The sequence below is a fragment of the Nonomuraea monospora genome, assembly GCF_039531895.1.
Taxonomy (GTDB): domain Bacteria; phylum Actinomycetota; class Actinomycetes; order Streptosporangiales; family Streptosporangiaceae; genus Nonomuraea; species Nonomuraea monospora.
Genome location: NZ_BAAAQX010000031.1, coordinates 140249 through 160292, shown reverse-complemented (window position 1 = coordinate 160292; position 20044 = coordinate 140249). Strand labels below are relative to the sequence as shown.

Annotated in this window: 20 protein-coding genes; 12 read left to right on the top strand and 8 right to left on the bottom strand. The window is 70.2% G+C overall.

Annotation, left to right across the window (positions count from 1 at the left end; translation table 11 throughout):
* Positions 1-187 precede the first annotated feature (187 nt).
* Together ABD331_RS43280 and ABD331_RS43275 are read left to right on the top strand one after the other, a co-directional pair.
* Positions 188-754 (top strand): helix-turn-helix domain-containing protein, encoded by a 567-nt coding sequence (locus ABD331_RS43280; protein WP_344488555.1) that lies wholly within the window; start codon positions 188-190, stop codon positions 752-754.
* Positions 751-2034: an MFS transporter gene (locus tag ABD331_RS43275; protein WP_344488552.1), complete on the top strand. Its 1284-nt coding sequence runs from the start codon at positions 751-753 to the stop codon at positions 2032-2034. Before ABD331_RS43280 ends, ABD331_RS43275 begins: the two co-directional genes overlap by 4 nt.
* Here ABD331_RS43275 and ABD331_RS43270 read toward each other — a convergent pair.
* Positions 1982-2827, bottom strand: a complete 846-nt coding sequence (locus ABD331_RS43270; protein ID WP_344488549.1) for a glutathione S-transferase C-terminal domain-containing protein — start codon at positions 2825-2827, stop codon at positions 1982-1984. The two genes, ABD331_RS43275 and ABD331_RS43270, sit on opposite strands and share 53 nt — an antisense overlap.
* A gap of 45 nt (positions 2828-2872) precedes the next feature.
* Between ABD331_RS43270 and ABD331_RS43265 the strand changes: the two genes are divergently transcribed.
* The 8 genes from ABD331_RS43265 to ABD331_RS43230 all read left to right on the top strand — a co-directional run bounded on the left by ABD331_RS43265 (position 2873) and on the right by ABD331_RS43230 (position 11904).
* Positions 2873-3931, top strand: a complete 1059-nt coding sequence (locus ABD331_RS43265; RefSeq protein ID WP_344488546.1) for an MBL fold metallo-hydrolase — start codon at positions 2873-2875, stop codon at positions 3929-3931.
* 54 nt (positions 3932-3985) lie between these two features.
* Positions 3986-4858, top strand: a complete 873-nt coding sequence (locus tag ABD331_RS43260) for an SDR family NAD(P)-dependent oxidoreductase (RefSeq protein WP_344488543.1) — start codon at positions 3986-3988, stop codon at positions 4856-4858.
* A 176-nt stretch (positions 4859-5034) separates the two neighbouring features.
* A complete protein-coding gene (locus ABD331_RS43255) occupies positions 5035-6192 on the top strand; it encodes an ROK family transcriptional regulator (protein WP_344488540.1) in 1158 nt (385 codons plus the stop codon).
* Between the two features lie 13 nt (positions 6193-6205).
* Positions 6206-7690 (top strand): sugar ABC transporter ATP-binding protein, encoded by a 1485-nt coding sequence (locus tag ABD331_RS43250; protein WP_344488537.1) that lies wholly within the window; start codon positions 6206-6208, stop codon positions 7688-7690.
* Positions 7690-8679, top strand: coding sequence for an ABC transporter permease (locus tag ABD331_RS43245; RefSeq protein WP_148442163.1), 990 nt, complete (start codon positions 7690-7692; stop codon positions 8677-8679). Before ABD331_RS43250 ends, ABD331_RS43245 begins: the two co-directional genes overlap by 1 nt.
* Positions 8676-9731 carry an ABC transporter substrate-binding protein gene (locus ABD331_RS43240; protein WP_344488535.1) on the top strand — a complete coding sequence of 352 codons (1056 nt, stop codon included), beginning with the start codon at positions 8676-8678 and terminating at the stop codon, positions 9729-9731. Before ABD331_RS43245 ends, ABD331_RS43240 begins: the two co-directional genes overlap by 4 nt.
* A 17-nt stretch (positions 9732-9748) precedes the next feature.
* Positions 9749-10900, top strand: a complete 1152-nt coding sequence (locus ABD331_RS43235; protein ID WP_344488533.1) for a Gfo/Idh/MocA family protein — start codon at positions 9749-9751, stop codon at positions 10898-10900.
* Complete coding sequence (locus ABD331_RS43230) at positions 10897-11904, top strand: sugar phosphate isomerase/epimerase family protein (protein WP_344488560.1); 1008 nt, start codon at positions 10897-10899, stop codon at positions 11902-11904. Before ABD331_RS43235 ends, ABD331_RS43230 begins: the two co-directional genes overlap by 4 nt.
* 46 nt (positions 11905-11950) lie before the next feature.
* On the opposite strand, the gene ABD331_RS43225 is transcribed toward ABD331_RS43230, so the two are convergent.
* The 3 genes from ABD331_RS43225 to ABD331_RS43215 are packed head-to-tail and all read right to left on the bottom strand — an operon-like array spanning position 11951 to position 13703.
* Positions 11951-13036: a zinc-binding dehydrogenase gene (locus tag ABD331_RS43225; RefSeq protein ID WP_344488531.1), complete on the bottom strand. Its 1086-nt coding sequence runs from the start codon at positions 13034-13036 to the stop codon at positions 11951-11953.
* A 26-nt stretch (positions 13037-13062) separates the two neighbouring features.
* Positions 13063-13254: a ferredoxin gene (locus ABD331_RS43220; protein ID WP_225269183.1), complete on the bottom strand. Its 192-nt coding sequence runs from the start codon at positions 13252-13254 to the stop codon at positions 13063-13065.
* Entirely contained in the window at positions 13251-13703 is a 453-nt protein-coding gene (locus tag ABD331_RS43215) for a pyridoxamine 5'-phosphate oxidase family protein (protein ID WP_344488525.1), read from the bottom strand. Before ABD331_RS43215 ends, ABD331_RS43220 begins: the two co-directional genes overlap by 4 nt.
* A gap of 74 nt (positions 13704-13777) precedes the next feature.
* Between ABD331_RS43215 and ABD331_RS43210 the strand changes: the two genes are divergently transcribed.
* Complete coding sequence (locus ABD331_RS43210) at positions 13778-14419, top strand: class I SAM-dependent methyltransferase (protein ID WP_344488523.1); 642 nt, start codon at positions 13778-13780, stop codon at positions 14417-14419.
* 11 nt (positions 14420-14430) lie between these two features.
* On the opposite strand, the gene ABD331_RS43205 is transcribed toward ABD331_RS43210, so the two are convergent.
* From ABD331_RS43205 to ABD331_RS43190, 4 genes are all read right to left on the bottom strand, one after another.
* Positions 14431-15438: a DUF1702 family protein gene (locus tag ABD331_RS43205; RefSeq protein WP_344488521.1), complete on the bottom strand. Its 1008-nt coding sequence runs from the start codon at positions 15436-15438 to the stop codon at positions 14431-14433.
* A gap of 118 nt (positions 15439-15556) precedes the next feature.
* Positions 15557-16600 carry a prenyltransferase gene (locus ABD331_RS43200; protein ID WP_344488519.1) on the bottom strand — a complete coding sequence of 348 codons (1044 nt, stop codon included), beginning with the start codon at positions 16598-16600 and terminating at the stop codon, positions 15557-15559.
* Positions 16597-17307, bottom strand: a complete 711-nt coding sequence (locus ABD331_RS43195; RefSeq protein WP_344488517.1) for a class I SAM-dependent methyltransferase — start codon at positions 17305-17307, stop codon at positions 16597-16599. The genes ABD331_RS43200 and ABD331_RS43195 overlap by 4 nt, the downstream gene beginning before the upstream one ends.
* Positions 17308-17310: 3 nt before the next feature.
* Positions 17311-18561 carry a glycosyltransferase family 4 protein gene (locus ABD331_RS43190; protein ID WP_344488516.1) on the bottom strand — a complete coding sequence of 417 codons (1251 nt, stop codon included), beginning with the start codon at positions 18559-18561 and terminating at the stop codon, positions 17311-17313.
* A gap of 251 nt (positions 18562-18812) precedes the next feature.
* Here ABD331_RS43190 and ABD331_RS43185 point away from each other — a divergent pair, with 251 nt between their 5' ends.
* The gene (locus tag ABD331_RS43185; protein WP_344488514.1) at positions 18813-19841 is read left to right on the top strand and encodes a GDP-mannose 4,6-dehydratase; all 1029 of its coding nucleotides are present in this window, start codon (positions 18813-18815) and stop codon (positions 19839-19841) included.
* Positions 19842-20044: the final 203 nt, after the last annotated feature.

The window sequence follows — 20044 nt, the reverse complement described above, 5'->3', positions numbered from 1 at the left end:
GTTCATCAAGATCCTGGCCCTGACCGCGGCCATCTGGCACAACGGCCAGACTCATCAACCCGTCAACCGATCGCTGACCGCCTATGACCACTGATTTCGCCGGGACCCCTTGGACTCATCCATCTAGGGAGAACGGAAACCGCAAAATTCATTTTGCAAAATTGTCTTTGCGGTCTACGGTGGAGGCGTGGAGGACCACTACAAGATCAGCGACCCGCAGGTGCTGCGGGCCGTCACCCATCCCCTGCGGGCCCGGCTGCTCGGGCTGCTGCGCTCAGACGGCCCGGCCACCGCCAGCGAGCTGGGCCGCGCCGTCGGCGAGAGCTCCGGCTCGACCAGCTACCACCTGCGCGAGCTGTTCAAGTACGGCTTCATCGAGGAGGACCCCGAGCAGCGCGACGGCCGCGAGCGCCGCTGGCGGGCCCGGCACCGCTACACCTCGTGGAACAGCCGGGAGATGTCCGTCACCCCTGAGGGCCGCGAGACGGTCAAGGTCATGCGGCTGCTCCAGGCCGAGCTGCTCGGCCGGGTCATCGAGGAGTTCGACGAGGGCGACTGGTCGCCGCAGTGGATGGCGGCCGCGGGCATGAGCGACCACATCTTCGAGCTGCCGCCCGCCGCGCTGGAGGAGTTCACCGCGCGCGCCGCGGACATCCTGGCCGAGCTGGCAGCCCGGCACGAGGGCGCCGCCGACACCCAGCTCGTGCACGTCTGGGCCGGGGGCTTTCCCCGCAAACGGAGGGAGGAGCCGTGACCGCGCGATCGGCCTTACGGCGCTACCTGCTCGTCGCCTTCCTGACCTGGCTGCCGCCGGGGCTCATGATGGCGACCATGGTCCTGCTGATGACGGAGCGGGGCCTCGGCCTGGCCCAGATCGGCCTGGCGGTGACCGTGTTCTCGGTGGTGACCGTGACCCTGGAGCTGCCGACGGGCGGGCTGGCCGACGTGATCGGCAGGCGCATGGTGCTGGCCGCCTCCGCCGCGTTCACCGTGGCGGGGCTGGCGCTGATGAGCGTGTCCACCACGTTCTGGATGTTCATGCTGAGCGGCGTGCTCAAGGGCGTCGCGCGGGCGCTGTCCAGCGGCCCGGCCACCTCCTGGTACGTCGACACGCTGCACGGCATCGAGGGCCGTGACGCCGACCTGCGGCCCGGCCTGGCCAGGGGCGGCGCGACGGAGTCCGTGGCGCTGTGCCTCGGCGTGCTGGCGGGCGGCGCGCTGCCGCTCCTGGTGCCCCCGTCGCTGATCCTCCCGCTGGCCGCGCCGCCCCTGGTGGGCGCTGTGGCGGCGCTGGTGCTGCTGGTCGTGGTGCTGTTCGCGCTGCCCGAGCCGGACCACGGGCGCCGCTCGCTGGCGGGCGTGCTGCGCGAGGTGCCCGCCACCGTGGCCGGCGGCGTCCGGCTGTCGCTGGGCGGTGCGGTGCTGCGCAGGCTCATGGCCGCCTCCGCCGCGTCCGGCCTGGTGCTGATGAGCATCGAGCTGCTCACGCCGGGCCGCCTGGCCGAGCTGGCCGGCACGGCCGAGGAGGGCAGCCTGGTCTATGCGGTGGTGGCGGCGCTCGGGTTCGCGGGCAGCGCGCTGGGCAGCGCCCTCGCGCCCCGCGCCGCGCGGCTGGCGGGCGGGTCGGCCAGGGGCGCGATCGCGGGCACGACGCTGACCGCGCTGTCCATCGGCGCGCTGGCCGCGACGGCCGGCCTGGACGGGCTGCCCGGCGTGGCCGGCGCCGGGCTCGCCTACGTCTGCCTCTTCGTCGGCGGCGCGGTCACGGCCGTGCTGTCACTGGAGATCACGCACAACGCGGTGACCGCGGCCGAGCGGACCACGGTCACCTCGACGAGCTCGCTGTCCCTGCAGTCCGGGGGCATCGTGGCCAATCTCACACTCGGCTCGCTGGCCGCCCAGGCGGGCCTCGCCGCCGCCTGGAGTGTCGCCGCCGTGGTGATGCTGGCCTCTGCCCTGCTGTTCGTGCGGATGCCGGCGCCTACAGGCTCCAGTCCAGCTCAGGCCCTACCGGCACGATCCGGCTCGGGTTGATGTTGGTCTGGGTGACGTAGTAGTGGCGCTTGATCTGGTCGAAGTCGGTGGTCTCGTGGAAGGCCGGGATGGCGTACAGGCGGCGCGCGTACGCCCACAGCGCCGGATAGTCCGTCAGCCGCCGCACCGAGCACTTGAAGTGCGCGTAGTAGACGGAGTCGAACCTGGCCAGCGTCGTGTAGAGACGCACGTCGCTGTCGGTGAGCGAGTCGAAGAGGAACTCCGACTCGGCCAGCCGCACCTCCAGGAAGTCGAGAGTGGTGAACACCCGGGCCACCGCCTCCTCGTAGACCTGCTGGTCACGGGAGAAGCCCGCCTCGTAGACCGCGTTGTTGAGCCCGTGGTAGAGGCGGTCGTTCATGATGTCGATGTCGGGGCGCAGGCGTTCCGGATAGAGGTTGGGCGAAGTGCCCCATGACGTCTCCAGATCGAGGGTGATCTGGGGGAAGTCGTTGGTGACGATCCGCTTGTCCTGGGTGTCCCAGACGCACGGCACGGTGTAGCGGCCCGCGTAGCCGGGATCGGTGGCGTGGTACAGCTCCGACAGGTACTCCGGATCGCCGCCGGGGACGCGCCAGCCCTTCTCGTCGCGGATGGGGTCGACGATCGTGACGTCCAGCAGGTCGTCCAGGCCCAGCAGCTTTCGGACGATCAGTACGCGCTGCGCCCACGGACAGGCGTAGGACGCGTAGACCCGGTAGCGGCCGGGCTCGGGAGGGCCGAGCCGATCCGTGAAACGGTTCGGCTGCCGGACGAAGCGGCCATCGTCGGAGATCTCGCGGCTCAGCTTCATGACCCAAGTAGAACATGATTCGGACGCAGAACTATATTCGGGCATGTGGCGAAATTTGTGGTGACCCCGGCCAACCCGGCGCAGCGGGAGGCGTGGGTCGGCGGAGCGTACCCCGACGTCGAACGGGTGCGCCCCGGCCTGTGGTCCGTCCCCGTGCCGATCCCCATCAACCCCCTCCGGTACGTGCTCGTCTACGTCCTTGAGCTGCCCGGCGGGGTGGTCATCATCGACGCAGGCTGGAACACCGACGAGGCCTACGACGCCCTGGTGGCCGGCCTGGGCGTGGCCGGGTACGCGATCACCGACGTCAAGGGCGTCCTGGTCACGCACATCCACCCCGACCACTACGGCCTGGCGGGCCGCATCAGGGAGAGCTCGGGCGCCTGGATCGCGCTGCACCCGGCGGACGCCCGCCTGGTCCGCGAGCGCTACGACGACGAGGTCATCGACTCCCTCGTCCAGCGCGAGCGGGATTTGCTGCGCCGCTGCGGCGTGCCCGACCTGTCGCTGGACGAGCTGGCGGGCGCCTCCATGCGGATCAGGCACATGGTCTCGATGGCCAAGCCGGACCGCCTGGTCGAGGACGGCGACGACCTGGACCTGCCGGGCTGGGACCTGCGGGCCATCTGGACGCCCGGCCACTCGCCCGGTCACCTGTGCTTCGTCTCGCCGGAGCGCAAGGTGCTGTTCTCCGGCGACCACGTCCTGGCGAAGATCACGCCCATGGTGGCCGTGCACCCCCAGTCGCCGCCGAACCCGCTGGCCGACTACCTCGACTCGCTCGACGCGGTGCGCAAGCTGGAGGTGGAGGAGGTGCTGCCCGCGCACGAGTACCGGTTCCTTGAGCTGACCGAGCGGGTGGACTCCGTGATGGCGCACCACGACGAGCGGCTGGCCGAGATCGAGCAGGTGGTGGCCGCGGCCGGCGGGGTGACCTGCTGGGACGTGGCGACCCGGCTGACGTGGTCGCGGCCGTGGGAGACGATCCCGTCGTTCATGCGGCGCTCGGCCAACAACGAGACGCTGGCCCACCTGGTGTGGCTGGAGGCCAAGGGGCGGGTGGTCAAGGAGGCGGGCGAGCCGGACCTGTGGCATCTGCCCTGAGGGCGGTTATCGTAGCGAGGACTAGAATGTTGTTCTCCTCGCCTGGGAGGTTCGATGCTTCGGTTCGATGACAGGGTCGCGATCATCACGGGGGCCGGGCACGGCCTCGGCAGATCGCACGCGCTCCTGCTGGCCGAACGGGGCGCCAAGGTCGTCGTCAACGACCTCGGCGGCGCGCTCGACGGCACCGGCGCCTCGGCGGGCCCGGCGGCCGAGGTGGCCGACCTCATCGTCAAGAACGGCGGCCAGGCCGTGGCCAGCGCCGACAACATCGCCACCCCCGAGGGCGCCAAGGCCGTCGTGCAGGCCGCCGCGGACGCGTTCGGCAGGGTCGACATCGTCGTCAACAACGCCGGCATCCTGCGCGACAAGTCGTTCGGCAAGATGACGGTCGAGGAGTTCGACGCGGTGCTGGCCGTGCACGTACGCGGCTCCTACCTCGTCAGCCAGGCCGCCTACCCGCTGATGAAGGCGGCCGGCTACGGCCGGATCGTCAACACCTCCAGCCCCGCCGGCCTGTTCGGCAACTTCGGCCAGGCCAACTACTCCACCGCCAAGATGGGCCTGGTCGGCCTGACCAAGACGCTCGGCATCGAGGGCGCGCGCAACGGCATCAAGGCCAACGCCATCGCGCCCGTCGCCTGGACCAGGATGACCGAGGCGCTGCTGCCCGCCGAGTTCGAGGCCAAGTTCACGCCGGAGCGGGTCAGCGCGCTGGTCGCCTTCCTCGTGCACGAGTCGTGCGAGGCCAGCGGCGAGGTGTTCACGGTCGGGGGCGGCAAGGTGGCGCGGGTGTTCGTGGCCGAGGGGCCGGGCTGGAAGAGCGACGACCTGACGCCCGAGGCGATCGCGGAGAACTGGGGGTCGGTGATGACCGAGCAGCCGTACGTGCTGACGGCGGCCGACTCCATGAAGGCCATGCTCTAGTCGGCCTGATCGGCGGAAGGTGACGCGCCGGTCCCCGGGTGAACGGGGGCCGGCGCTTTCGCGTTCTAGGACAAATCGGGTAATAAGCGGTCTTTGTTCGATCTTCGGCGGAAGTTGGGGGAGTTTGGTCGATCCTCACTCTTGATTTGCCTCTTCGGTGATCTTATTGTCGCGGCATGACCCCCCAGCCGGGCTCCGCCGGCGACGTGCTGACGCTGATCAGCGCGGGCTCCGCGACGACCCGTTCCGATTTGGCGAGGCTCACCGGCCTGGCCAGATCCACGATCTCCCAGCGCGTGGACGCGCTGATCGAGCGCGGCCTCGTCGAGGAGACCGAGAGCGGCGAGTCCACCGGCGGGCGCCCGCCGCGCCAGCTCCGCCTGCACACCGAGGACCACGCCTTCGCGGGCGTGGACCTGGGCGCCACCCACTGCCGGGTCGTCCTCATGGACATCTCGGGCAACGTGCTGGCCGAGTGCGAGGACGGGCTGCTGATCGGCGAGGGCCCCGAGAAGGTGCTCGCCCACGTGGACCAGCGGCTCGACCGGCTCCTCGGCCAGGCGGGGCGGCCTCGCGGCGCCCTGCGGGCCATCGGGATCGGCGTGCCTGGGCCGGTGGAGTTCGCCACCGGACGGCCGAACAACCCGCCGATCATGCCCGGCTGGAACGACTACCCCGTCCCCGAGTACTTCGAGGGCGTCGAGGTCCTGGTGGACAACGACGTCAACGTGATGGCGCTGGGCGAGCACCGGGGCGCCTTCGCCGACACCAGGCACCTGCTGTTCGTCAAGGTCGGCACCGGCATCGGCTGCGGCATCATGGCCGAGGGCAAGCTGCACAGGGGCGCGCAGGGCTCGGCCGGCGACATCGGCCACATCCGGGTCAGCGGCCACGAGGACGCCGGCTGCCGGTGCGGCAACAGCGCCTGCCTGGAGGCCGTGGCCGGCGGCGCCGCCATCGCGCGGCGGCTGACCGAGCTGGGCCTGGCGGCCGAGACCGGCGCCGACGTGGTGGCGCTCGTCCAGTCGGGCAACACCCAGGCGCTGCGCCTGGTCAGGGAGGCGGGCCGGCTCATCGGCGAGGTGCTGGCGAGCCTGGTCAACTTCTTCAACCCCGAGGTCATCGTGATCGGCGGCGCGCTGTCGCGGGTGCACGAGCACCTGCTGGCCGGCATCAGGGAGACGGTCTACCGCAGGTCGCTCCCGCTGGCCACGCACCACCTGTCGATCACCCCCAGCCGTACGGGGATCAACGCCGCCGCGCTCGGCGCGGGGATCCTCGCCATCGAGCACTACCTGTCACCCGACAACATCAACCGCATCGTCAACGCCTGAAAGGGACCGCCCGATGCTGGTCATGAAGGGCATCGTCAAACAGTTCCCCGGCGTGCGCGCGCTGGACGGGGTCGATCTGGACGTCAAGGCGGGCGAGGTGCACTGCCTGCTCGGCCAGAACGGCGCCGGCAAATCCACCTTGATCAAAGTGCTGGCCGGAGTGCACCAGCCGGACGAGGGCACGATCTCGTTCAACGGTACGGAGGTGCGCCCCGGCAGCCCCATCGACGCCATCAAGCTCGGCTTCGCCACCATCTACCAGGAACTCGACCTGGTCGACGGGCTCAGCGTGGCCGAGAACATCTTTCTCGGCCACGAGCACGCCCGCCTCGGCTTCGTGAACAGGGCGGCGGGCCGGCGCGCCACCCGCGAGGTGCTGGAGCGCCTGGGCCACCCGGAGATCCGCCCCTCCACTGAGGTGGGGCGGCTGTCCCCGGCGGCCAAGCAGGTCGTCTCGATGGCCCGCGCGCTCTCCCACGAGGCGCGCCTGATCATCATGGACGAGCCCTCGGCCGCGCTCGCCCACGACGAGGTGGCCAACCTCTTCCGCATCATCCGCGAGCTGACCGCCCAGGGTGTGGCCGTCGTCTACATCTCCCACCGTCTGGAGGAGATCCGCGAGATCGGCGACCGCGTCACGGTGCTCAAGGACGGCCGCACGGTCGCGGTCGGCCTGCCCGCCCGTGACACGCCGACGACGCAAATCGTTTCGCTCATGACGGGCCGCAACGTCGAGTACGTCTTCCCGCCCAGGGGCGGGCGCAAGCTCGGCGAGGAGGTGCTCCGCGTCGAGGCCCTGACCTCGCCGGGCGTCTTCAAGGACGTCTCGTTCTCCGTGCGGGCGGGCGAGATCGTCGGCCTGGCCGGGCTCGTCGGCTCGGGCCGCTCGGAGATCCTGGAGGCCGTGTACGGCGCCCGCTCCGCCAGCGGCAAGGTGCTGCTCGACGGCCGCCAGGTGCGCCGCGGCGTGGTCGGCACCGTCAGGAACGGCATGGGCCTGGCCCCCGAGGAACGCAAGGCCCAGGCCCTGCTCCTCGACCAGAGCGTCACCGCCAACATCACGCTGGGCAGCCTGCCGGGCTTCGCCACATTCGGCTGGCTCGACCGCAAGCGGGAGCGGGCCGAGGCCAAACGGCTGTCGGAGATGCTGGACATCCGCCCGCCCGACCCCGAACGCCCGATCAGGACCCTGTCGGGCGGCAACCAGCAGAAGGCCGTGCTCGCCCGCTGGCTGCTCGGCGGGCGCAAGCTGCTGCTGCTCGACGAGCCCACCCGCGGCGTGGACGTGGGCGCCAGGGCCGAGCTGTACGCGGTCATCCACGACCTGGCCGAGCAGGGCATCGGCGTGCTGCTGGTCTCCAGCGAGGTGCCCGAGGTGCTCGGCCTGGCCGATCGGGTGCTGGTGCTGCGCGAGGGGACCGTCATTCACGAGGGAGAGGCGGCCGAGCTGGACGAGCACCGCGTACTGGACATGATCATGAATGGGAGGGCGGCGTGATGGGGGGACCCACGACGAAGGCCGCACCGGCGCTGCCGTCGATCCGGGGCGTCAGCGAGATGCGGCACCTCGGCCTGGTCGGCGCGCTGGCACTGCTGGTCGTCGTCGGCCTGGTGACCAGGCCGGACAACTTCCTCACGGCGTCCAACCTGGTGAGCATCCTGTCGCTGGCGGCCACGATCGGCGTCATCACGGTCGGCATGACGTTCGTCATCATCGGGGGCGGCATCGACCTGTCGGTGGGCGCGATCATGGCGCTGGCCAGCGTGTGGGCCACCACCCTGGCCACGCAGTCGTACGGGCCGGTCGTGATGGCCGTCTGCGCGCTCCTCGTCGGCACCGGAGCGGGGCTGGTCAACGGGTTACTGATCGCCTACGGGCGGATGGTGCCGTTCATCGCCACGCTGGCCATGCTGGTGGCCGCCCGAGGGCTCGCGCAGCGCATGTCGGACCGCAAGACCCAGCTCATCCAGGCGGAGAACTCCGCGATCGTGGAGTTGTCGACCACCCGGTGGCTCGGCATCCCGCTGCTGGTCTACATCTTCGCGCTGGTCGTCGTGCTGGGCTGGATCGTGCTCAACCGCACCACGTTCGGGCGGCGCACGTACGCGGTGGGCGGCAACCCCGAGGCGGCCCGCCTGGCAGGCATCGACGTACGCAGGCACACGATGCTGCTGTACGCGCTGTCGGGCCTGTGCTGCGGCATCGCGGCCATCCTGATCATGGCTCGCACCACCACGGGCTCCTCCACCCACGGCGACCTGTACGAGCTCGACGCCATCGCCGCCGTGATCATCGGCGGCACGCTGCTCACCGGGGGCCGGGGCACGATCGTGGGCTCCATCCTGGGCCTGCTGATCTTCACCCTCATCACCAACCTGTTCATTCTCAACGGGCTCAACACCAGCGACCAGCTGATCGCCAAGGGCCTGATCATCGTCGTCGCCGTCCTTCTCCAGCGGCGGAATCTGAAGGAGAGAGCACCATGAGTGACAACGTCGCGCGCCGGGGATTCCTCATCGGCGGACTCGGCGGAGCCGCGCTGTTAGCGGCGGGCTGCACCAGCAACGAGCCCGCGGCGAGCCCCACCAGTGCCGCGCCCGCGCCCGCTCCGGCGGCCAGCGGCAACGACCAGCCCGGCACGAAGGTGGTGATCGGCTTCTCGGCGCCGGCGGCCGACCACGGCTGGATCGCGGCCATCGCCAAGAACGCCGAGGCCACCGCGAAGCAGTACTCCGACATCGAGTTCAAGCCGGTCGAGCCGACCAACGACATCAACCAGCAGATCTCCGCCGTCGAGTCGCTGATCGCGGCCAAGGTGAACGCGCTGGTCATCCTGCCCAACGACGGCCAGCAGCTCAACCAGGTCGCGTTGCAGGCCACCGAGGCGGGCATCCCGGTCATCAACCTGGACCGGATCTTCCCCGACAAGCTCGCCTACCGGACCTGGGTGGGCGGCGACAACTACGGCATGGGCGTCGCGGCCGGTCACTACATCGGCAAGGACCTCAAGGCCAAGGGCGTGGCCAACCCGGTGATCGTGGAGATCCAGGGCATCGCCACGCTGCCGCTGACGCAGGACCGCAGCAAGGGCTTCGCCGACGCGCTCAAGGTCTACGGGTTCAAGGTCACGGCGCAGCAGGACGCCCAGTTCACCGTGGAGACGGGCAACGAGGTCGCCACCTCGCTGCTCCAGGCGCACAAGAAGATCGACGCGCTGTGGAACCACGACGACGACCAGGGTGTCGGCGTGCTGGCCGCGATCAAAGAGGCCAACCGCAACGAGTTCATCATGGTCGGCGGCGCCGGGTCGCTGAACGCGATGAAGGAGATCCAGTCGGGGACCTCGGTGCTCAAGGCCACCGTCACCTACTCGCCGACCATGGCCTCCTCAGCGATCAAGCTGGCGCGTCTGGTAGCACAGTCGAAGGGCATGAGTGATTTGGTGGAACGGCAGGTTCCGCAGTCCATCACGCTCGCGTCCGAGACCATCACCAAGGATAACGTCGAGCAATACCTGTCACTCGGCTTCGAATCCTGATCCTGATCGGGGGTTGCATGTCAGACAGAACCACCATCGGCGTGGGCATGATCGGCTACGCCTTCATGGGCCGCGTCCACTCCCAGGCCTGGCGCAGCGTCGGGGCGTTCTTCGACCTGCCGCTGGCGCCGCGCATGGCGGTGCTGGCGGGCCGGTCCAAGGAGCGCACCGAGGCCGCCGCGGCGCAACTCGGCTGGGCCGACATCGAGACGGACTGGAGAGAGCTGGTCAAGCGCGACGACGTGCAGATCGTCGACATCTGCACGCCCGGTGACTCCCACGCGGAGATCGCCATCGCCGCGTTGCAGGCCGGCAAGCACGTGATCTGCGAGAAACCGCTGGCCAACACCGTCGCCGAGGCCGAGGCCATGGTGGCGGCCGCCGCCGCCGCGCAGGGCAGGAGCATGGTGGCCTTCAACTACCGGCGGGTGCCCGCGATCGCGCTCGCCCGCCGGTACGTCGAGGAGGGCCGGATCGGCGAGATCAGGCACGTGCGGGCACAGTACCTGCAGGACTGGATCGTCGACCCCGAGTTCCCGCTGGTCTGGCGGCTGCAGAAGGACAAGGCGGGCTCAGGGGCCCTCGGCGACATCGGCGCGCACATCGTCGACGCCGCCCAGTTCGTCACCGGGCAGAACGTGGTGGGCGTGTCGGCGCTGACCGAGACGTTCATCAAGGAACGCCCGCTGGCGACCGAGTCGGCCGGCCTCGGCGCGACCGGCTCCACCGCCAGGGGCGAGGTGACGGTGGACGACGCGGCCCTGTTCATCGGCCGGATGTCGGGCGGCGCGCTGGCCTCGTTCGAGGCCACCCGCTTCGCCAACGGGCGCAAGAACGCGATGCGCATCGAGATCAACGGCTCGCTCGGCAGCCTCGCCTTCGACTTCGAGGCCATGAACGAGCTGTGGCTCAGCGCCGACGGCGGCGGCTTCGAGCGCATCCTGGTCACCGAGCCCGACCACCCGTACGTCGGCGCCTGGTGGCCGCCCGGCCACGGCCTCGGCTACGAGCACACCTTCACCCACGAGATCAAGGACTTCCTGGAGGCGGTCGCCACCGGCGCCGACCCGTCGCCGTCGTTCGCCGACGGGCTGCGGGTGCAGCGGGTGCTGGAGGCGGTCGAGCGCAGCGCGGCTGAGGGCAGCCGCTACACGAACGTGGAGGACTGATGCGACCAGTCACGCTGTTCACCGGACAGTGGGCCGATCTGCCGTTCGAGGAGGTGTGCAGGCTGGCCTCGGAATGGGGCTACGACGGCCTGGAGATCGCCTGCTCGGGCGACCACTTCGACGTGGCCCAGGCCGTGGCGGACCCCTCGTACGTGGAGCAGAAGCGCGCCCAGCTCGACAAGCACGGCCTGAAGGTGTGGACGATCTCCAACCACCTCGTCGGCCAGGCGATCTGCGACCACCCCATCGACGAGCGCCACAAGGCCATCCTCCCGGCCCGCGTCTGGGGCAACGGCGACCCCGAGTCGGTGCGCCAGGCCGCGGCCGAGGACATGAAGAACACCGCCCGCGCCGCCGCGCTGCTCGGCGTGGACACGGTGGTCGGCTTCACGGGCTCGTCCATCTGGCACGCGGTCGCGATGTTCCCGCCGGTGCCCGCCAGCATGGTGGAGGCCGGCTACCAGGACTTCGCCGACCGCTGGAACCCCATCCTCGACGTCTTCGACGAGGTGGGCGTGCGCTTCGCCCACGAGGTGCACCCGAGCGAGATCGCCTACGACTACCACACCACCGTGCGCACCCTGGAGGCCATCGGCCACCGGTCCGCGTTCGGCCTGAACTGGGACCCGTCCCACATGGTGTGGCAGGACCTCGACCCGGTCGGCTTCATCCTCGACTTCAAGGACCGCATCTACCACGTGGACTGCAAGGACACGCGGATGCGGGTCGGCGACGGGCGCAAGGGCCGCCTGTCGTCGCACCTGCCGTGGGCCGACATGCGCAGGGGCTGGGACTTCGTCTCCACCGGCCGCGGCGACGTGCCGTGGGAGGACTGCTTCCGCGCGCTCAACTCCATCGGGTACGAGGGGCCGATCTCGATCGAGTGGGAGGACGCCGGGATGGACCGGCTCGACGGGGCGAAGGAGGCGCTGGGCTACATCCGCCGGCTCAACTCCATCACCCCGCCGGCGACGTCCTTCGACGCCGCCTTCTCCACCGAGTAAGAAGTGTGGGGCCGTCCCTCAACGGGGGCGGCCCCAATTTCGCGCGTCAGTCCATGAGGACGATCTGGCGCAGCACCTCGCCGCCCTTGAGCGCCGCCACGGCGTCGTTCAGGTCGGTCAGGCGGATGCGGGCGCTGATCATCGACTCCAGGTCGAGCAGGCCGGACTTGTGCAGCTTGGCGAAGTAGGGGAAGTCGTGCCGGACGTCCGCCTCGCCGTACAGGCTGGACAGCAGGTTCTTGCCCTCGAACAGCAGGCTGAAGGCGGAGATGGAGACCATGTCGTCCATCGCGCCCGCGCCGACGACGATCACGTCGCCGCCCTGGCGGGCGAGCTGCCAGGTGTTCTGGATCGTGGCCGACTTGCCGACCACCTCGAAGGCGTAGTCGAAGCCGCCGCCGCCCGTCAGCTCGTTCAGCGCGTCGGGGACCTGCTCGGGGGTGACCGCGTGGGTCGCCCCGACCTTCCTGGCCAGCTCGTGCTTGGACGCCAGCGGGTCCACCGCGAGGATGGTCCTGGCGCCGGAGACGCGCGCGCCCTGGATGACGGCCAGGCCGACGCCGCCGCAGCCGACCACCGCGACGGTGGAGCCGGGGCGCACCTTCGCCGTGTTGAGCGCGGCGCCGACGCCGGTCGTGATGCCGCAGCCGATCAGGGCCGCCGCCTCCCACGACACGTCCTCGTCGATCTTGATCGCGCCCTGCCACGGCACGACGATCTCCTCGGCCCAGGTGCCGCACCCGGCCATCCCGAACACCGTCGTGCCGTCGCCGAGCCGGAAGTTGCCCTTGGTGAAGGACTCGATGACGTACTTCATGCACAGGAACGGCTGGCCGCCCACGCACAGCTCGCACTCCTGGCAGGCCGGGCGCCAGCTGATCACGACGTGGTCGCCCGGTTTCACGGACGTGACGTGCTCGCCCACCTCGACCACCTCACCCGCGCCCTCGTGGCCCAGGATGAGCGGCACGGGCTGGGGCAGCACGCCGGTCATGGCCGACAGGTCGGAGTGGCAGACGCCCGTCGCCCTGATCCGGACGCGAACGTCGGCCGGGCCGACGGGGGCCAGGGTGACGTCGTCGCGGATGTCGAGCTTGTCGTTGCCTACGGCGTGCAGGATCGCGGCGCGCATGGGGGTTCCTCCTCGTTGCCTGCGGGCTATTCCTCGAGGGACAGAGCGGCTTTCGGACAGGACCTGACCGCGTGGCGGACACGGTCCTGCATCTCTGGGGGTGGTTCCGGCAGCAGGATGTGGAGCTGGTCGTCGTCGTCCACCTCGAACACTTCCGGCGCGAGCCCCATGCACACGGCGTTGGCCTCGCAGACCAGCTCGTCCACCTTGACCTTCATGTGAGCCTCCTGTGGTCCCATGAGACCACTTTGGTGCGCTCGACGACGTACGCAACCCGCTTGCGGCCGGTTTTCTCCACATACGGGAGCAGCAGGTCGTCGGAGACGCCCGGGGTCATCCGGCGGGCGATCGCCAGGCCGATGGAGATGACCCGGTCGCGGTCGTCCACCCGCACGGCCTTGCCGTACACCAGGACGCCGCGCAGCTCGCCGTAGTCTTCGCCGGCCTCCACGAGACAGCTCACCCGGGGGTCGCGGCCCAAGTTGCGGGTCTTCTGCGCCTTGGCGTAGGTCCAGAAGGCGATCCGGCCCTCGTCGAGGCCGTAGAACATGGTCACCAGGTGGGGGGTGCCGTCCGCGTTGATGGTCGCGAGCTGCAGCTTGCGCGAGCCCTCCAGGAAGGCGGTGACCTCGTCGTCCGACATGGCGATGCGAGCGCGCTGATTCACGCTGCCAAGTAGAACAGGTTCCAGAACGGCCCTGCAAGAGGCGGTTGGAATGTTATTCGGTTCGGCTAGGGTGCATGCCTATGACGATGCCGTCAGCGCTGCTTCACGCGGCGAGACACGCCAAGGGGTTCATGCCTCCAGAAGAGGGGCTGGCCCTGTACGAGACGGCCTGCCGGTACGGCAAGCTCGGTCCCATCTGCGAGATCGGCACCTACTGCGGCAAGTCGGCCATCTACCTCGGCGCCGCCGCCCGCCAGAGCGGGTCGGTGGTCGTCACGGTCGACCACCACAGGGGCTCGGAGGAGATCCAGCCCGGCTGGGCGCACCACGACCCGACCCTGGTCGATCCCCGGTTCGGCAAGATGGACTCGCTGCCGACCTTCCGGGCCACGATCGCCTCCGCCGGGCTGGAGGAGGAGGTGATCGCCATCGTCGGCAGGTCGGAACGGGTCGCCGGGCTGTGGAACTCGCCGCTGGGCATGCTCTTCATCGACGGCGGCCATTCCGAGGAGCCCGTGACCCGCGACTACGAGGGCTGGGCGCCGCACGTGACGACGGGCGGGGCGCTGGTCTTCCACGACGTCTACCCCGACCCGGCGCACGGGGGGCAGGCGCCGTACCGGGTCTACCGGCGGGCGCTGGAGTCCGGCGCGTTCGAGGAGGTGGCGGTCACCGGCTCGCTGCGCGTCCTGGAACGGGTCGGGCCGGGCATCTGAGCCCTGCTGGGTCAGTCGCGGTGTCGGCGGGTCCAGGAGCGGCGGGTCTGTGACTGCCAGCTCTGGAAGTCCTCGTGCGTGTGCGCCTCGTGGCCGAGCGCGATCAGCGCCCGGTCGGTCCACGAGGCCGCCTCCTCCGCGTCGGCGCCCGCCAGGATCGGCGCAGCCTGCGCCGCGTGGGCGGGCAGCTCGCCCGAGCGCAGCCGCGCCGCCAGCGCGAAGGCGCACCCCTGCGCCAGGTACGCGCGGAAGCCGTCGGCCCCGGCCCGCTCGGTCAGCCACCACAGCTCGTCCGCCTCCGCGCCGCCCGTGTACGCCGCCGCGAACCCCACCCCGCTCCACAGGTCGGCCCGCCGCGGGATGGGAAAGCCGCCGATCCGGGCCGAGACGTCGTCGGGCGCGCCACCCTCGTGGTACCAGAGCAGCCGCCCCAGCCCCTGGTCGAACACCGCGCAGTGCGCCCTGGTAAGCAGGTCGGGCATGGTGCGCTCGCCCACCATGCGGTCGGCCCTGGACAGGCTCCACTGGAAGCCGAACCCGTCCACGGCCAGCCACCGCAGCAGCGGGTGCGCCCGCCGCGCGCCCCACACCGGGCGCAGCCGCAGCAGCGCGTACGCGCGGCCCGCGCCCAGGTAGGCGGCGTGGCGGTGATGTTGGGCGGGGCCGGCCAGTAGCTCGTGAAGGCGCCGGCCCCGGGTCAGGGTGAGCAGGTCGAGCGTGGTGCAGGCGGCCGCGGCCCCCTCGTAGGCGAAGGGACGCTGGTCGTCCGGGATCGCCTCGACCTTCTCGACTTCTCGTGACATCACCGCGTTGTAACCGAAGACGTACGATCGCTCGGACTTCATGAAGACCGTCCGCGAGGCTCCGCCCCTGTGCCGGAATCGGCGCCGGCCCAGATCGGACTCCAGCGGATCCTTGGTCAGGAACCGCCGCAGCCCCCTGGCCCCGGACAGTGCAGGCTCCGGTGTCGGGTCGGTCCTGACCTGGTCCAAGAACGATGGTGTGCCCGTGTCGCCCACGCTTCCCCCGAAGACGCCTCGTACGTCACTCAGAAGCTAGTAAGCCCGCTGAGCGACACAACGGCGGCGCACCGGCCCGTACGGGCAAAGAACCCGCAAAAGCGGTTGTACGGGCGTCTCAGAGGCCCTCAGTGTGCACGGCCGCGCACCCGCACACCTCCGGGTCGAACACCGCGGTTCCGTCGATGTCACGAAACAGCCCGCCACCCGGCGAGAGCCCGAGCAGCGCGTCGGCCGCCAGGACGACCGCGGCGGCGGTGTAGCCGGAACGCTCGTGCGGATAGTGCTTGCGGTTGGCGAACTGCCAGCCCGTCCAGTAGGAGCCGTCCTCGTGCCGCAGGTGCTGCATGTCGGCGAAGAGCGCGCGCGCCCGCTCGCCGTCGCCGAGCGCGTCGAGCGCCAGCACCAGCTCGCACGTCTCCGCCCCCGTCACCCACGGCTGGTCGGACACGCACCGGATGCCGAGACCCGGCACCACGAACGTCGGCCACTCGCGTTCCAGCAGCTCGAACGCCTGCGCCCCGCGCACCGCGCCGCCCAGCACCGGGTAGTACCAGTCCATGGAGAAGCGGCTCTTGTCCGCGAACGCCTCGGGATGCGCCGACAGCACGTGGGCCAGCCGGTCGGCGGCCAGCTCCCAGTGCGGCTGCGGGTCGCCCAGGTGGTCGGCCAGCAGCACGCCGCAGCGCAGCCCCTGGTGGATGGAGGAGCAGCCGGTCAGCAGCGCGTACGCACCCGGCCTGCCGTGCGCGTCGCGCTCCCAGACGATCTCGCCCCGCTCGGTCTGCAGCCCCGCCACGAAGTCGAGCGCGGCCTTGACCATCGGCCAGCTCTCCTCGGTGAAGCGCCGGTCGCCGGTGACGAGGTGGTGGTGCCACACGCCGACCGCGATGTAGGCGGCGTGGTTGGTCTCGCCGTTCGGCTCCGTCGCCACGCCGTCCACGAGCTTCATCGGCCAGGCGCCGTCGGCCCGCTGGTGGCGGGCCAGCCAGCCGTAGCCGCGGCGGACCGGCTCGGCCAGGCCCGCCACGGACATCGCCATGAGGCACTCGATGTGGTTCCAGGCGTCCACGTGGCCCTCCGGCCACGGCACGCCGCCGTCGTCCTGCTGGATCGCCGCGATGCTCTCGGCCGTCCGTACGACCTCCTCGCGGGAGATCATGGCTTCCGCACGTACAGGACCACGCTCTTGCCGATGATCGGGTTGAGCACGGCCTCGGCGATCCTGGTGGCGGCGGGGCGCTTCATGATGTCCCAGACCAGCAGCTCGTGGTACGCCTTGGCGAGCGGGTGGTCGTCGTTGTTGACGCCGACCGCGCACTTGATCCACCAGTACGGCGCGTGCAGGCCGTGCGCGTGGTGGTGGGGGCCGATCACGAAGCCGATGGACTTCAGCTTGGCCGACAGCTCGGCGAGCGTGTAGATGCGGACATGGCCGCCGGGAGCGGTGTGGTAGTCCTCGTCCAGCGCCCAGCAGATGCGCTCGGGCAGGAAGCTCGGCACGGTCACGGCCGCGGTGCCGCCCGGCTTGAGCACGCGGAAGATCTCGCGCATGGCCGCCATGTCGTCCGGGATGTGCTCCAGCACCTCCGCCGCGATCACCCGGTCGAAGCTGTCGTCCTCGAACGGCATGTCCAGCGCGGTGCCCTGGACGGTCTCGCCGGTGGCCCCTTCCGGCACCTCGCCCGCCTTGTCCATGGCCGCGAACATGTTCGCCACGCCGTCCAGCTCGGACTGGTCCATGTCGAACGCGATCACGTCCGCCCCCCGGCGCAGCACCTCGAAGGCGTGCCTGCCGCCGCCGCAGCCCAGGTCGAGCACGCGCACGCCCGGGCCGACGGGAAGCCGGGCGAAGTCCACGGTCAGCACTGGTCAGCCTCTCCTCTTGTGGTTCTCGATGGCCTCGTGGTACGCCTCGACGGTGCGCTTGGCCACGACGTGCCAGGTGTAGCGCTCCATGACGCGGTCGTAGCCGGCCTTGCCGACCCGCTCGCGCTCCTCCGGTGAGTCGTGCAGGCGGCGCAGCGCCGCGGCCAGCTCCTCGGCGTCGCCGGGCGGCACCTGGACGGCCGCGTCTCCGACGACCTCGGGCAGCGCGCCCGTACGGCTGGCGACCAGCGGCGTGGCGCAGGCCATGTGCTCGACGGCCGGCAGCGAGAAGCCCTCGTACAGGGACGGCACGACCGAGATCTCCGAGGTGGCGATCAGCTCGCCCAGCTCGTCGTCGGAGATGCCGTGCACGAAACGCACCCGGTCCTGCAGCGACAGCTCCTGCACGAGCTGCTCGGTGGGGCCGCCAGGGGTGGGCTTGCTGACGACGGTCAGGTTCACGTCGCGCTCGGTGGCCAGCTTCGCGACCGCGCGCAGCAGCGTGGCGACGCCCTTCATGGGGGAGTCGGCGCTGGCCACGGCCACGATCGAGCCCCTGCGCCGCGGCTTGTCGGGCCGCGGGTGGAAGTAGCGGGTGTCCACGCCGAGCGGGATCAGGCGCATGTTGGCCTGCGGGACGTTGAAGTCGCGGTGGATGTCGGCCAGCGACGACTCGCTGACGGTCAGGATCGGGCTCAGCTTCGGGGCGACGCGCGACTGCATCTTCACGAAGCCGTACCAGCGGCGCATCGTGAGCTTCTTGACGCCCTTGGCGGCCTCCAGCTCGATGCGGCGATCCACGCTGATCGGGTGGTGGATGGTGCCGACCACGGGGAACAGCTTCTGGATGCCGAGCAGGCCGTACCCGAGGGTCTGGTTGTCCTGCACGACGTCGAAGTCGCCGACGCGCTTCTTGAGCTCGCGGTGGGCCCGCAGCGTGAACGTCAGCGGCTCGGGGAACCCGGCGGTCCACATGGTGCCGACTTCCAGCCAGTCGATCCAGTCGCGGTATTCGTGCAGCTTGGGCGTTCTGAACGGGTCTTCGTCGCGGTAGAGGTCGAGGCTGGGCACCTTCCGGAGGATCACGCCCTCGTCCAGCTCGGGGTAGGGCTGGCCGGAGAACACCTCGACGTGGTGCCCGAGCGCGATCAGCTCCCGGCTCAGGTGGCGGAGGTAGACCCCCTGACCGCCACAGGTGGGCTTGCTGCGGTAGGACAGAAGCGCGATCCGCAGCCTTCGATCCCGCACGGACACCCCTTTCTCCGCCGGTAGGGCCCGGATCCGGGCGTGTACCGTGAAAGATGACCTTAGTCCGAGAAGGCTACCATTCGGTAGGTCGGCTGGAATTGTTCACAATGGCCGTTGCAGGGCGTGCGAACTGCGACATTGCTGTAACCGAGCGTGGTTCGGTGGAACGTGTTCTATGTGGCCTGATGTCCTTGCGGGGTGCTTGACTGTACATTCCCGTCTCAAAGGGACAGGGCAGGCGATAGTTGGAGGACCCCTTGGCCAGGCGCGCTCTGATTACCGGCATCACCGGCCAGGACGGTTCCTATCTCGCGGAGCACCTGCTGGAGCAGGGGTACGAGGTCTGGGGGCTGGCTCGCGGGCAGGCGAACCCGCGCGTGTCCCGGATGCGGAAACTCCTCACGGACGTCCGCGTGGTGCGGGGGGATCTGCTGGACCAGGGGTCGCTGATCTCCGCCGTCGAACGGGTGCAGCCGGACGAGGTGTACAACCTGGGGGCGATCTCGTTCGTGCCCATGTCGTGGGAGCAGGCGGAGCTCACGGCCGAGGTGACCGGGATGGGCGTGCTGCGCATGCTGGAGGCGATCCGGGTGTGCTCGGGCGTGTCGCGGGGGGCTGCATCGAGCGCCGGCGGACAGATCCGCTTTTATCAGGCTTCATCCTCCGAGATGTTCGGGCAGGTCAGCGAGACCCCCCAGAACGAGCGCACCGCCTTCCACCCCCGCTCCCCGTACGGCGTCGCCAAGGCCTACGGGCACTTCCTCACCCAGAACTACCGCGAGTCCTACGGCATGTACGCGGTGTCCGGCATCCTGTTCAACCACGAGTCGCCGCGGCGCGGCGCCGAGTTCGTCACCCGCAAGGTCGCGCTCGGGGCGGCCCGCATCAAGCTCGGACTCGCCACCGAGCTGCGGCTGGGGAACCTGGAGGCGCGGCGCGACTGGGGGTTCGCCGGCGACTACGTCAAGGCGATGCACCTGATGCTGCAGGCCGGCAAGCCCGAGGACTACGTGATCGGGACCGGGCGGATGAAGTCGGTCAGAGAGCTCGTCGAGGCGGCCTTCAGCGCTGCTGGGCTGGAGTGGGAGCGGTACGTCGTCACGGACCAGACGTTGCATCGGCCGGCGGAGGTGGACCTGCTCTGTGCGGATCCCAAGAAGGCTCGGGTGCAGTTGGGGTGGGAGCCTCGGGTCTCGTTCGATGAGCTGGTGGCGATGATGGTGGAGGCTGATCTGCGGTTGCTCACGGATGGTGGGGATCCGCATGATGACAGCTCTTGGCCGTGAGGGGGCGGCCTGCTTGTGATTCCTGTCACTTCTGGGGTGGCTGGCCTCTGAGGCGCGGACGTTAAACGCCCTCCACGTCCCTTGCCCATGGTGCTCCGCCCCCTCCTGTCCTCCACCCTCGCCCGCTTCGTCCCCTCTCCCCGCCCCGCCCCGCCCCGCCGCTCGCCCACGTCCCGCATCGACCCCTCGCCTGCGCGCCCCGC

What these genes read in the sequence shown, in the direction of transcription:
- ABD331_RS43260 (WP_344488543.1), top strand. Translation starts at nt 3,986, where the DNA reads ATGCTTCGGTTCGATGACAGGGTCGCGATCATCACGGGGGCCGGGCAC.
- ABD331_RS43210 (WP_344488523.1), top strand. Translation starts at nt 13,778, where the DNA reads ATGCCTATGACGATGCCGTCAGCGCTGCTTCACGCGGCGAGACACGCC.
- ABD331_RS43235 (WP_344488533.1), top strand. Translation starts at nt 9,749, where the DNA reads ATGTCAGACAGAACCACCATCGGCGTGGGCATGATCGGCTACGCCTTC.
- ABD331_RS43220 (WP_225269183.1), bottom strand. Translation starts at nt 13,254, where the DNA reads ATGAAGGTCAAGGTGGACGAGCTGGTCTGCGAGGCCAACGCCGTGTGC.
- ABD331_RS43240 (WP_344488535.1), top strand. Translation starts at nt 8,676, where the DNA reads ATGAGTGACAACGTCGCGCGCCGGGGATTCCTCATCGGCGGACTCGGC.
- ABD331_RS43270 (WP_344488549.1), bottom strand. Translation starts at nt 2,827, where the DNA reads ATGAAGCTGAGCCGCGAGATCTCCGACGATGGCCGCTTCGTCCGGCAG.
- ABD331_RS43250 (WP_344488537.1), top strand. Translation starts at nt 6,206, where the DNA reads ATGCTGGTCATGAAGGGCATCGTCAAACAGTTCCCCGGCGTGCGCGCG.
- ABD331_RS43200 (WP_344488519.1), bottom strand. Translation starts at nt 16,600, where the DNA reads ATGATCTCCCGCGAGGAGGTCGTACGGACGGCCGAGAGCATCGCGGCG.
- ABD331_RS43225 (WP_344488531.1), bottom strand. Translation starts at nt 13,036, where the DNA reads ATGCGCGCCGCGATCCTGCACGCCGTAGGCAACGACAAGCTCGACATC.
- ABD331_RS43255 (WP_344488540.1), top strand. Translation starts at nt 5,035, where the DNA reads ATGACCCCCCAGCCGGGCTCCGCCGGCGACGTGCTGACGCTGATCAGC.
- ABD331_RS43245 (WP_148442163.1), top strand. Translation starts at nt 7,690, where the DNA reads ATGGGGGGACCCACGACGAAGGCCGCACCGGCGCTGCCGTCGATCCGG.